Here is a 12,050-nt window from a genome sequence, read left to right as displayed (position 1 = left end):
CGGGTGATCGGGCCGGGCGCCGAGCCCGCTTGGGGGAGCAGGGGCGGTTCGGGGCCCCACGCGGCGCAATTGAGGGATAGACCGGGTGCGGGCACCGACCGCGTGCCTATAGTGCCGTCGCTAGCGTGATGGTCATGCGCGACCACCACCGAAGTGCCCTCTACGCCGCCGAGCGGATGGCGTTCGGGGTCTTCGACGGGGCTGGCCCCACACGCGCGGCCCGCATCGGCGGGGTCGACATCACTGTGCCGCCGGAGGCGCGCTTCGCGTCGATTGAATCGATCTGCGACTATGTCGACCGGGTTATGGCAATGCCCACCGTCATGGCACGGTTTCCACGCTCATCAGCGCCGGTCCGGGTGCGTGCACGTCGTGGCGCCGCCGCCGCGACGTATGAGCCCGGCCCCGACGGAGGGGTGATTGCTATCCCCGAAACCGCAAGCGGCCGTTGGGCATTGCGGGAGCTGGTAGTCCTTCACGAATTGGCACATCATCTCGACGACTCCGGTGGCGCAGCCCATGGCGCGGCTTTCCGCGGCGCGCTCGTCGACTTGGTCGGAATCGTCGTCGGCCCCGAGGCGAGGCACATCTACCGAGTTGTCTTCGGGCAGAGCGGCTTGCCGGTACGTTGACCTGCCAATCTCCATTTCAGCGCGGCGGTCGGTGAGTGACTCCTCGGGCGAGTGTCATGGACCACAGATCAGGGTGATAGGCTGACCGCGATTTCGGCGTGCAGGCATAAAATTCCTGCAGGGGATTCTGGGGAGGTTTGCATGGGGGTTCCCTCCACGTATGCGCCCTCTGGGTTCCAGTGGGCCAAGCGGTTGTACGACAGCCTCCTGCAGGCAACCGGCAACGTCGGCCACTTCTTGTCCTTCGCGTACTTCGCAGTCCGGTACGCCCCGCAGGCGATGTGGAAGTTCCGCGCACAGACAATCCGGACAGTGACCGACCTCGCCTGGGGCCGCGGCGCGATCATCGTCGGCGGCGGTACCGCATTGGTCATGGCGGTCTTGGGCCTCGCGGCCGGTGCGACGGTCGCGATCGTCGCGCACGGAACGCTCAGCATGCTGGACCTGGGACCGGTCGCCGGTGCTGTCTCGTCCTACGCCATCACCCGCGAGTTCGCGCCGCTCTTGGCTGCGCTCGGATTCGCCGTGCAGGCCGGATGCCGCATGACCGCGGAGATCGGCTCCATGCGCATCAGCGAGGAGATCGACGCCCTCGAGGTCGTCGGTGTCCACTCCATCGCCTTCGTCGTCTCCACCCGCGTCATCGCCGGGATCATCACGATCCTGCCGACCTTCCTCATCACGATGCTCGCCGCCTATTTGTCCAGCGCACTCATCGTGCAGGCGCAGGGTGAATCGGCCGGTGCGTATGGGCACTACTTCAACCAGTTCGTCAACTTTCCGGACCTCCTCTACGCCACGCTCAAGGTCTCGATCTTCATCGTCGTGATCATCGTGATCCACTGCTACAAGGGCTACTTCGCCGCAGGCGGACCCGAGGGCGTCGGTGTCGCGTCGGGGCGGGCAATTCGCGCCAGCCTCGTCGTCATCGTCGCGCTCGACCTGCTCCTCACCACAATCTTCTGGGGCTTCAACTCCCAGTTCGTGTTCCGGGGGTGACCACAGATGCCAGACTTTCGCGCTCCAGGAATGGCCGCTGAACGCAGCACCTACATCCGTCGGGCCCTGTTCGCCCTCGTCGGACTCGTGGTCGTCGTGGTCCTCGCGTCGCTCGTCTCGTCCCTGCGACCCGACAACACGTTCCGTCTTCGGATGTACACCGACACCCTGGCCGGTGGTATCGGCGAGGGGACCGGTGTCGTCGTCAACGGCGCCGAGATCGGCACGGTCCGCACGATCACGCCCACCCGCACCGGTGAATTCGTCGTCGACCTGGCGATGGATCCGGATCGGCTCAAGACGCCCGGCATCATTTCGACGACGACGCGCCTGACCTACGCGCCCAAGAACCTGTTCGGCATCGCCGCCGTCGTCCTCGACAGCGTCCCTGGCGGTGAGCCGATCGCGAGCGGGGGAGACTTCCATCCGGATACCCCCGCCGATGCGACGCTGACGTCGATGCTGCGCCAACTCAGCGACATGCAGAACAAGGCGTTCGACCCCTACGTCGGCGACCTGCTGAACAAGGCGGACCGTGCGTCGATGGCCTTCATGCCGGTACTCGACATCCTGGGCCGCCTCACTGGTGCGCTCGTCGAGACCGAGCAGATCCCCGTCGAGGTCACCCTGCCGAAGATCTCGGGCCTCGTACAGGGCCTGCCCGCCGGGGTGGACAACCTGATGACCTCGCTCAACGGTCTGATGGCGTGGCCAGCCGCGCGCAATGGCGGCCAGGACTTCCTCGACCGGTTGACCAAGGGCGTCAACCTCGCTACTGAGGTATCGGTCCCGCTCACCGGACAGCTGTTGGGTCCCAAGGCGCTCGGCCAGCTCATGCCCCTGATGCCGCAGCTCCTGCCGGTGCTGGAGACCGTCTTGAAGAGCTTCCCCGACGCGCGGAAGAACGGGCTACAGATCCGGCAGCTGATCTACAACCTCAACCGTGCGCTGCCCATCGTCGGCGGCCGCCCGGTGCTGAAGGTCGACGTGGTGCTGCGAGGAATGCCGGGACCGGTGTCCGGACTGACGGGGGGCGTGCGGTGACCTCGGCCAAGCGGGCACTCATCTACTTGGTGATCTTTGCGATCATCGCGATCGGCGGCGGCATCTTCGTCTCCAACGGCATCCTGCGCCCGGTTCCCGGTGCCGACCAGGAGTACACGGCGGATTTCACCAACGTTGCCGGGCTGCGGGTCGGTAACGACGTCCGACGCCTGGGAACGCGCGTCGGAAAGGTCACCGGCGTCGACCTGTACCGCAGCAAGGACAGTGACACCACCAGCGCGCGGGTCAAGTTCACCCTCACGCAGGGCGAGAACGTCTACGGCGACTCACGCCTGGCGATCCGCTACCTCAACCTCACCGGTATCCGCTACCTCGATCTGGAGCAGAAGGCCCGTGCCGGGGCGCCGGTCAAGCCGGGCACGGTGATCGGCCAGGAATCGACGACGCCGTCCTTCGACATCACCCAGGTGTTCCACGGCCTCGCGCCGGTCTTCCAGGTGATGAAGGCCGACGACGTCAACCGGCTTGCCGAGGGCATGCTGAAGATCGTCCAGGGCGACGGATCGGGATTCGCCCAGACCATCGACTCGCTCAACCAGGTCCTCGCACTGGTCGACGACCAGAACGAGGTCATCAACACCCTCGTCGACAACATGAAGTCGATGTCGGCCGCCATCGGCGGTGGGTCGCAGTACATCCAGCCGGTGATCAGTTACATCCAGCGGTTCGGCACCGTGCTCGCCGCCAACGTGACCCGTCAGCGCAGCCTCGCCGACCAGACCGGTTCGGTGCTCATCTCGGTCGACAATCTCTTCGCGGCACTGGGGTTCGAGCCCAACAATTCGCCGGGCTTCAACGACCTCGTCCGCCAGGCGATGCCACTGGGCGAGTTGGGCGTCCAGATCCTCTCGTACACCCCGGGGTTGTTGGCGGCATTCAACTCGGTCCTCCCGCCGACGGGTAAGCCCGTCGCACAGACGTGTTCGAAAGGCCGGGCGCCGATACCGGACAGCCTTCGCCTCTTCCTTCGTGGATCGCAGGTGACGCTGTGCCGCCGATGATCGAGAACGACGGTTCGCTGCAGGACGAACCGACGACCGCGGCACAGGCCGCCGCGCAAGCTCAGGAAATGGCGCATCCCAAGCGCAACTCGCTGTCCCCGCGCGAATTGCTGCGCCGTCTGTCGGACAAGCCGGCCATGAGTACCGCGCAGCGCGAGCGGGGCGAAACGCGCTGGGGTCTCGCAGCCGTTGTGGTATTGGCCGTCCTGGGTCTAGTGGCCGCGAGCATCTACATCTTCACGCCCGGACAGGCGCGCTTCACCGCCTACTTCGACGAGGCCGGCCAGATCAAATCCGGTGACAGTGTGCGCGTCGCGGGTGTCCCGGTAGGAGCGGTCAAGAACGTCAGCCTCGATAAGGACCGTGTCGCCGTCGAGATGTCGATCCGCCGCGGAGTCTTCATCGGCGAGGACTCACGGGCCGACGCGAAGATGCTGACCGTCGTCGGCGGTAACTTCATCGACATCACCTCGGTCGGCAGCAAGCCCATGAAGGGCGATATGGGCAAGGACTCCACGTCGGTCCCGTATTCCCTGACGAAGACCTTCTCGCTGGTACAACCGAAACTGGAGAAGATCGACGTCACCCCGCTGCGCAACATGCTGGTCGAGGTCCACGACGGGTTCGACCGGCACCCGGGGGCACTTCGGCGCAATCTCGAGACCCTCGCGTCGATGGTGAAGAACATCAATGCCCGCCAGGATGAGTTCGGCTCGTTGCTCAACCTGGCCTCGGAGTACACCAGCCAGGTCGCTGTCGACGGCGACATCATGACCACGCTGGCGCAGAACCTGGCCGACTTCGTGACCGAGTTCCAGACGTACGGCGTGCGGTTCGCCTATGTGCTCAAGCGGCTCGCCGACCTCCTGGAGCGCGTCAAGGGCGTCGTCCTTGAATACGACACCACCATCGACCCGCTGATCCGCCAGATGCGATCGGCCGGAAGTTCGGCCCGCTGCTGACGCGCTATGAGCCGATGATCGAGCAGGGACGCGACTACATCAAGCGCCTGGAGGACATGGTTCAACCGGACGGTTCGATCCGCGTCGATCATTCGGGCATCGTCGTGTCCACGGACTACTGCCTGCCGATGGCGGGGGTGAAGTGCTGATGGTGAAGAAGCTTGTCGGCTCCAAGTGGCTGATGACCGGCCTTATAATCGGAACGATCATCGTTCTCAGTCTCGGCTTCCTCGGGTTCCAGAAGGCAACGTCACGCACGGTCGCCTACTGCGCCGAACTGTCTGACGGCATCGGCCTGTTCCCGGGTAACGCGGTGACGCGCCGAGGGGTACGCATCGGGACGATCCGCAGCGTCAAGAGCAGCGATGGCGTCGCCAAGGTGACGTTCGACGTCGAAAGGGACCAGAAGCTCCCTATCGACGCTATGGCGACCAGCGTCGCGCCGTCGATCATTGCCGTGCGCCAACTGGCGATCATCGGTGACGACCTCGGCGGGGCCAAGTTGCCGACGGGCGGATGCATCTCGCGCACGCGGACCAACACCCCGGCGTCGATCAGCCACGCTCTTCAGAGTGTTTCGCGGTTGGCCCGCGAGCTCACCGTCGACGGTGGTCCGGAGACCCAAGCCATCGTCATGAAGTCCATGCAGACGATCGCGCGGGAGTTCGACGGCATAGGTCCACTGATCAACAACCTCATCAAGCAACTCGGCGTCCCCGCACGGACGCCGATGGCCGGTGCGCTGGCGGACATGGCGGCGGCACTGGACCACACGAGTGTCCTGACGACGGGCCTGGCCGAGAACTGGAACGTTCTGACCGAATTGGTCAACGGGGTCAACGCCATCACCGACACCATGGCCGTGCCGATTCTCGCGGACCTGACGCGCGTCGCCGCCGCGCTGCCGGAAACGCTGGTCACCCTGTCGAGTCTCATCAACCGTTACTCGCACTTCCTTTGGCCCGCGCTGGACGCGGTCGTGCCGATGACGCGCCTCGTCGGGGCCGGCTTCCGCAACTGGGGCGATCTGCTCGGAATCGTGCCGGTGATCATCCGGGCCTTCCACGTCAACTTCGACCAGAAGACCCTGGGACTTCGGATCAGCTACAAGCCGCCGCGGACCCAGATTCCGGCGAAGAATCCCAAACTGACCTGTGCGAACGTCAATCGGGTCAGCCCGGGCCAATGCCGTGTGGTGGGCCCGAACGCGATGGAGATCGACGCCCTGCGCGCCGTCATGCTGTTCACGGGAGCGGGGCGACCATGAGGATGAGACTCGTACGGACGGTCGTGGCGCTGGGCGCCGTGCTCGCCGTGTCCACCGGTTGCGCCGAGTTCTCCGTCGAACGGCTGCCGGCCCCCGGGGCCGGACGTGACAGCTGGCCGCTGCACATCGACTTCGACACCGTGATGAACCTGCCGACAGAAGCCAAGGTCACCGTCAACGGTTTGCGGTCGGGCTTGGTCTCCGACATCAAGGCCGATGCCGATACCGCGAAGGTCACCGTGCGGCTGAACCCGTCGACGGTGGTCGGGCGCGATGCCACGGTTGAACTGCGGCAGGACACTCTGCTCGGCGACACCTACGTCGCGATCACCAATCCGGGCGACGCGTACTCCCACCCGATCGAGCGCGGTGCCACGATCGGCAAGAACCAGGTGAAGCCGCCGGTGCAGATCGAGGGGCTGCTGAACAGCCTCGCCAACTTCGTCGGCGGCGGTAGTCTCCCGCAGCTGGGCAACACCTTCGACCGTCTTGTGAAGCAGTTCCCCAAGGATCCGCAGGAGACGCAGCAGGCGAGCAAGATGCTCGTCGGGACGCTGCACGCCCTCGCGGCCCAGCAGCACGAGCTGAAGAAGATGCTGGCAGCGGGGTCGACGATGACCACCAAGCTTGCGGCAATGGAGACCCAGTTGAAGTTCATGCTGAGTCCCGAGGGGATGATGATGGTCGACTCGGCGACCACGCCCGCGCAGATCGTTGAGCTGCTGGGACGCCTGGGTACCGCGCTGATCCCGACGCTGCCGGCCGTGCCCGTCTTCAACGCACTCGCGGAGATCATCGAGCGCGTCGTCAAGCCGCTACTCATCCCGGGTTGGCCGGACTACTTCGGGCAGGCGTCGAACCCGCAGGCGTTGCTCGACGTCTTCACCAGCCGCCTCGTTCCGTTCTTGAAGGCCGGCCCGGCGGCCAACGTGAACTCGGTCGCCATCGAGAACGACGTATCGAATCCGCAGCTCGCCGACATCATGCTGCGGCAGATGCGGATGATGGGAATGGTGCGATGAGGGCTGGCAAGGAACTCGTCTTCAACATCATCACCTTCGTGGTCGTCGTCGCGTTGTGCAGCGCTTACCTCGCCGTATCGGTCTACCGCTGGAATCCGTTTGAGAAGACGACGACGGTAACCATGAAGGTCAGCGACACGAACCTCATCCTCGAGAAGACGGGTGTGTTCGTGAGCGGCGTTCGCGTCGGGTCGGTCAGGGCGGTCAACCTGACGCCGGAGGGGGCGTCGGTGGATTTGGCCTACCCGGCGTCGATGAAGATCCCGTCGACCACCCCGCTGGAAATCGGCATGCAGTCGGCGCTGGGCGAGCCCTTCATCAACTTCGCACCGACCAGCCTGGGTGGACCGTACCTGCGTGACGGCGATGTGGTGGCGGCCAAATTCATCGGTGAGCCGCAGTCGATTCCTGCAGTGTTCGACCAGATGCAGGACATGATGTCGGTGATGGCGGCGGAGCCGTTGGCGTCGGTGTTGCGCGAGGCGTGGGTCGGCCTCGACGGGACCGACGAGGCGACCGGGCGCATCAGTGACGGCACCCGTTTGATCGCCGGGATCATCGCGTCCCGGATGCCAAAGATCCGCGCGATGTTCGAGTCCACGCAGCACATCAACGACAACATGCTGTGGGCGGTCGGGGCGATGCCCGGATTCTTGGATTCCGTCGCGAAGATCGTGACGTCCTACACGGAGACATTGACGGCGGCAGGTGTCCTGGTCAACCGGGGACAGCTGTATGAGAATCTGCGCGATTCGGTCAACCCGTTCTTGTCGAAGCTGACGGACTACCTTGCGAAGATCATGCCGCCGACTATGGAGGCGCTCGGCCCGATCATGCCGATCGTCACCGCGCTCAACCAGACACTGCCGCAGATCAATCTCAGCGAGTTCCTGTCCGACGCGTTGCAGCTGTTCGGCGCGGGGAACGGCATGCGCGTGATCGTGACGCCGGTCAACTAGGACTTCGAGTAGATCGACTGAAAGCCCCGAGAGGAAATCGTGCCGAGCAAGCCACCCAGCGACGACGAGACGACGGCCGACGAGGTCGCCGCCGTCGATCAGACGGACGCCGACGACGTCATCGAGGTCGATGACGCCGCAGTCGACGATGCCGTCGAGGACGGCGGTTCGGTGGACACCGATGATGCCGAGGCAGACGATGACGACGTCGATTCCGATGACGGCGAGGTCGTGGTCAAGGAGCGCAAGCCGGCGGCGACCGGTGGTAAGAGCGGGAGCGCCAAGGCTTCCACCGGGAAGGCAGGCTCGTCGTCGAAGGTCTCCTCGTCGGCAGATTCGTCGTCCAAGGACTCTGCGCCCGGTGGGCGCCAGATCACCCTTTCGGTGCGGACGCTGGTGCTCGGGCTCGTGGGGGCACTCGTCGCGTTCGGTTTGATTTTCGGCGTCGTCGACAACATCCGCGTACGTGGCCAGCTGAATGACTTGCGCGACCAGAACGCGAACAACGCAAAGGCCGAGCAAGTCGCCGGCGAGTACGCGGTGCGGGCCGCCACACTCGACTACAAGGACCTCACGCCGTGGGCGGCCAACCTGAAGAAGGGCGTGTCGGGCGAGCTGTCGAAGCAGTTCGACGTCGCGGTGCCCGCGATGCAGCAGATCCTCACGCCGATCCGGATGTCGACGACCGCCACGTTGGTCTCGTCGAAGACCACCGACGTCGCCGGTGACATCTACCGTGTGACCGCCGTCGTCGACGTCACGACGAAGAGCCTGCAGACCCCCGACGGCGCATCGTCGCTCGCGGCGTACGTGTTGACGCTCAACAAGGCCGACAACTGGATGATCACCGCGGTCGGCGACCAGGCGACGCCGGGCGCCCCGCGGTTGCCGGGCATGCCGCAGGGCGGGCAGCAACAGCAGCAGACGACGGCGCCCAAACAACCCGCTCCGGCACCGGGAGGATGACACGATGACTGCCCTGACTGCAGAGACCGATTCGATCGGACCGTCCACTCGGGCCATCTTCTCGGACAACCTGCGCGACAACGCCCGCGGACCCCTGCGAACGCTGGGCCGCACGTTCCAGCTTGCGGTGCAGGGTGTCGCGCAGATGCTGCTGGACATCGGGCGGTGGCAGCTGAAGGTGAAGGAGACGCTGATCCAGGCGTGGTACCTGGTCAGCGTCACTGCGCTGCCGGCATTTCTGATGGCCATCCCGTTCGGTGTGATCGTGACGATCCAGATCGGCAATGTCATCAACCAGCTCGGTGCGCAGTCGTTGTTGGGCGCGGGTAGCGGTTTCGCAGTGATCCAGCAAGCCGCGCCGTTGGCGTCGGGCATGCTGCTCGGTGGTGCCGGCGCGTCGGCAATCGCTGCAGATCTCGGGGCGCGCAACGTGCGCGAGGAGATCGACGCGATGCGCACGATGGGCATTGATCCGATTCAGCGTCTCGTGGTCCCCAGGATCATCGCGTCGGTGGTCGTCGCGCCGCTACTGGCGTTGTTCATCATCCTGGTCGGCGTGGTCGCCGCCTACTACGTCGCAGTCCTCGGTCAGGACGTCGGTGCGGGCTCGTACTGGCAGTCGTTCGGCGCGTTCGCGTCGGTGCGAGATGTGGGTCTGGCAATGCTCAAGGCCGTCATCTTCGGCTTCATGATCGCGGTGATCGGGTGTCAGCGCGGGCTGGAGGCCAAAGGCGGCCCCAAGGGCGTGGCCGACGGCGTGAACGCGACGGTCGTCGTGTCCACGGTCGCGATCATCATCGTGAACATGCTCATCACCCTGATCTACACCGTCTTCTTCCCCATGCAGCTGGGCTGACCGGGCTCCGCTCCATCTGCGAGGGGGCCGGTCCTTAGCGGTCGCGGGGCTCAGGCAGACGGGAACGAGCCGATGGCCTGGAAGGTCAGGTAGCTCGGGTGCTCCGGATCCAGGACCAAGCGCTGCTTGCGGCTGCGGGCCTTGATCAGGTCGGGCACCAGCGTCAGGAACCGGGGGAAGCTGGCCGCGTACACGTCGACGCGGAGTCGGTGCCCGGCGTCGATGACAGCGTCGGTCGGGACCAAGTCGATGTCGATCGCCACCGGCTCGTCGACCGGTACGGGGAGCTTGCGCACCCGCGTCAGGTAATGGTGGGCGTGCAGCAGGTTGCCGTCGGCATCGAACTCGGACTGCGCGTGGTCGAGGGCGCGGTTCGCGACCGTCAGCCCGCCGTTGGTGAGGACAGTCGACGTACCGTCGGGTGCGACATCGTTGACGGTCACCGTCCAGGTGCCTTCCGTGCCGGTGCTCGCGACGTACAGCCGCAGGTTCGCCGAGCCGCTGATCTGTACCGGTTCGGTGACTGCGGCGGTGGTGAAGCTCAGCCCGCCGCGCTCCTGGAATGACGAGTCGGCGAAGAACTTCGGTCCCAGCGCGATGGCGGCGCCGGCCGTCACCTGGGCCATATCGCGGGACACGAGCCCACGGATATCGGCTTGGACGCCCAGCGAGACCTGGTGCGAGCGGTGCGAACCGCCACCCTGCTCGACGGTCAGACTGCCGTCATGTCGACTGTGGGGTGCCGTTCCCGACGACTCGGCGCCCAGGTAGAGACGCTGAGTCGTCACACCGGGCCGCGGGAACTGAGTGCCCGAGGTCCAGCCGCCGCCTTGCTGCTGCAGCGTCACCGGACCGTACTGCTCGACACCGTTGTCGATGTCCTTGAGCCAGTGGTCGAACCAGGCGCGCTCCAGCACATCCATGCGCGGCGGGGCGAACGCGCCGCCCTGCCCCGTGCCGACGTCGAGGTGGTAGCCGTTGCCGACGATGACCTGCTTCTCACCGGGCTTGAGGTTCAGGTTGCGGTAGACCTGCGTGCTGCTGTGGCCGAACAGGTCGTGCCACCCGCCGACGGTGAACGTCGGACAGGTGATGTTGCCGACCTTCGGGTCGCGCTCATCGAAGTACGGGTCGTCGAAGATGCGTTCGTCGCGGGTCGTCAAGAAGCCCCACAGCAGCGACGGGATCTCGGTCGCCGGGGACTTGACGCGGTCGCGCAGCCACCGCGCCGTGTCGCCGTGGCCCATGTCGTGCATCAGCGTCCGCGGGTTTGGTACCCACTTGAGGACGTTGACCAGGCCCAGCCAGAACGGGATGAACGCCGAGGCCATGCCGCCGGTGATGTAGATGTCACGGACGATGTCCGAACAACCCTCGATCGCGAACACCGCTTCCAGCGCGCGCGGCCGCTTATCAGCGGCCTGCAGTGCGTTGATGGCCGAGTAGGACCAACCAGCCATTCCGACGCGGCCGTTGCACCACTTCTGGGTCGTCACCCAGTCGATCAACTCGAGGGAATCCTTCTGCTCGCGCATACCGAGGATCTGCCACTTGCCCTGGGACGCACCGGTTCCGCGCACGTCGACGAGGACCTGGACATAACCGCTACGGACGAGGTTGCGGTTGATGCCGAACACGTCAAGTGCGCCACCGGCGATGACACCGGCCAGTCGTGCGAGGCCTTCGGCCGCCGTGCCCGAGGCGTCGACGGACGCCGATGCGGTGCGGACTGCCTTGCCGGCCACGGGCACGTTCATCGCCTCGTCGATCGCTTCGACGACAGCGCGGTTGTACGGGTTGATTGAGAGGATCGCCGGGTAGGGCGAGACAATCGGTGTGCCCAGGCGGGTAGCCGGGCGGACGACGGTGGCGCGCAGCCGCACGCCGTCGCTCATGGTGATGGCGACGTTGCGCTCAATGTGCACGCGCGGGTAGCGCTGCTTGCCGTCGACGAGGGCGCGCCACGCACGGGCGTCGGCACCTCCAGTCGGATCGCCGAGTGGCAGTGCGTGTGGGGAATCGTCGACGTGGACCGCGGGAATCGCGGCGGTCCCGCGGCCTGCGGAATCATTGCCAGTGGGATCTAGCCGGAAAGCCATCACATCACCTGCCCGTCTACTCAGCCGAGGGGCACGGTGCCCGGCGCTGGGTCGACCTGTCACAGCGATTCACTCCCTGGTGCCAGTAACAATCACGACGAGCGGATGTGACAAACACCACCGAAACGCTGTTGCCGAATATATCCGACACGGGTCACGGATCGGTAATCGGGGGGTGGAGTTTCGGGTATGTGAAATGCCTTGTGCACCTGGTCATTTGAC

Annotated in this window: 12 protein-coding genes; 11 read left to right on the top strand and 1 reads right to left on the bottom strand. The window is 65.4% G+C overall.

Features of this window, described 5'->3' with window-relative positions:
• Positions 1 to 128 precede the first annotated feature (128 nt).
• The 11 genes from B4L26_RS18735 to B4L26_RS18685 all read left to right on the top strand — a co-directional run bounded on the left by B4L26_RS18735 (position 129) and on the right by B4L26_RS18685 (position 9,729).
• Positions 129 to 632 (top strand): TIGR04338 family metallohydrolase, encoded by a 504-nt coding sequence (locus B4L26_RS18735; protein ID WP_290721448.1) that lies wholly within the window; start codon positions 129 to 131, stop codon positions 630 to 632.
• Between the two features lie 141 nt (positions 633 to 773).
• The gene (locus tag B4L26_RS18730) at positions 774 to 1,631 is read left to right on the top strand and encodes an ABC transporter permease (protein WP_290721446.1); all 858 of its coding nucleotides are present in this window, start codon (positions 774 to 776) and stop codon (positions 1,629 to 1,631) included.
• 30 nt (positions 1,632 to 1,661) lie between these two features.
• The gene (locus B4L26_RS18725; protein WP_290721444.1) at positions 1,662 to 2,675 is read left to right on the top strand and encodes a hypothetical protein; all 1,014 of its coding nucleotides are present in this window, start codon (positions 1,662 to 1,664) and stop codon (positions 2,673 to 2,675) included.
• Positions 2,672 to 3,697 (top strand): MlaD family protein, encoded by a 1,026-nt coding sequence (locus B4L26_RS18720; RefSeq protein ID WP_290721442.1) that lies wholly within the window; start codon positions 2,672 to 2,674, stop codon positions 3,695 to 3,697. Before B4L26_RS18725 ends, B4L26_RS18720 begins: the two co-directional genes overlap by 4 nt.
• Positions 3,694 to 4,659, top strand: a complete 966-nt coding sequence (locus tag B4L26_RS18715; protein ID WP_290721440.1) for an MlaD family protein — start codon at positions 3,694 to 3,696, stop codon at positions 4,657 to 4,659. The genes B4L26_RS18720 and B4L26_RS18715 overlap by 4 nt, the downstream gene beginning before the upstream one ends.
• Positions 4,660 to 4,673: 14 nt before the next feature.
• Positions 4,674 to 4,808, top strand: a complete 135-nt coding sequence (locus B4L26_RS18710) for a hypothetical protein (protein WP_290721439.1) — start codon at positions 4,674 to 4,676, stop codon at positions 4,806 to 4,808.
• Complete coding sequence (locus B4L26_RS18705) at positions 4,808 to 5,926, top strand: MlaD family protein (RefSeq protein WP_290721437.1); 1,119 nt, start codon at positions 4,808 to 4,810, stop codon at positions 5,924 to 5,926. Before B4L26_RS18710 ends, B4L26_RS18705 begins: the two co-directional genes overlap by 1 nt.
• Positions 5,923 to 6,948 carry an MlaD family protein gene (locus B4L26_RS18700; RefSeq protein WP_290721435.1) on the top strand — a complete coding sequence of 342 codons (1,026 nt, stop codon included), beginning with the start codon at positions 5,923 to 5,925 and terminating at the stop codon, positions 6,946 to 6,948. The genes B4L26_RS18705 and B4L26_RS18700 overlap by 4 nt, the downstream gene beginning before the upstream one ends.
• A complete protein-coding gene (locus tag B4L26_RS18695; protein WP_290721433.1) occupies positions 6,945 to 7,907 on the top strand; it encodes an MlaD family protein in 963 nt (320 codons plus the stop codon). Before B4L26_RS18700 ends, B4L26_RS18695 begins: the two co-directional genes overlap by 4 nt.
• 39 nt (positions 7,908 to 7,946) lie before the next feature.
• Complete coding sequence (locus B4L26_RS18690) at positions 7,947 to 8,873, top strand: hypothetical protein (RefSeq protein ID WP_290721432.1); 927 nt, start codon at positions 7,947 to 7,949, stop codon at positions 8,871 to 8,873.
• Between the two features lie 4 nt (positions 8,874 to 8,877).
• The gene (locus B4L26_RS18685) at positions 8,878 to 9,729 is read left to right on the top strand and encodes an MlaE family ABC transporter permease (RefSeq protein WP_290721431.1); all 852 of its coding nucleotides are present in this window, start codon (positions 8,878 to 8,880) and stop codon (positions 9,727 to 9,729) included.
• Between the two features lie 50 nt (positions 9,730 to 9,779).
• Here the strand turns inward: B4L26_RS18685 and B4L26_RS18680 are convergent, their stop codons facing one another.
• Positions 9,780 to 11,828: a CocE/NonD family hydrolase gene (locus B4L26_RS18680; RefSeq protein ID WP_290721430.1), complete on the bottom strand. Its 2,049-nt coding sequence runs from the start codon at positions 11,826 to 11,828 to the stop codon at positions 9,780 to 9,782.
• Positions 11,829 to 12,050: the final 222 nt, after the last annotated feature.

Source organism: Gordonia sp. UBA7599, assembly GCA_002477755.1.
Classification (GTDB): domain Bacteria; phylum Actinomycetota; class Actinomycetes; order Mycobacteriales; family Mycobacteriaceae; genus Gordonia.
The sequence above is the reverse complement of the archived record's forward strand: the minus strand, read 5'-3'. Positions and strand labels throughout refer to the sequence as shown.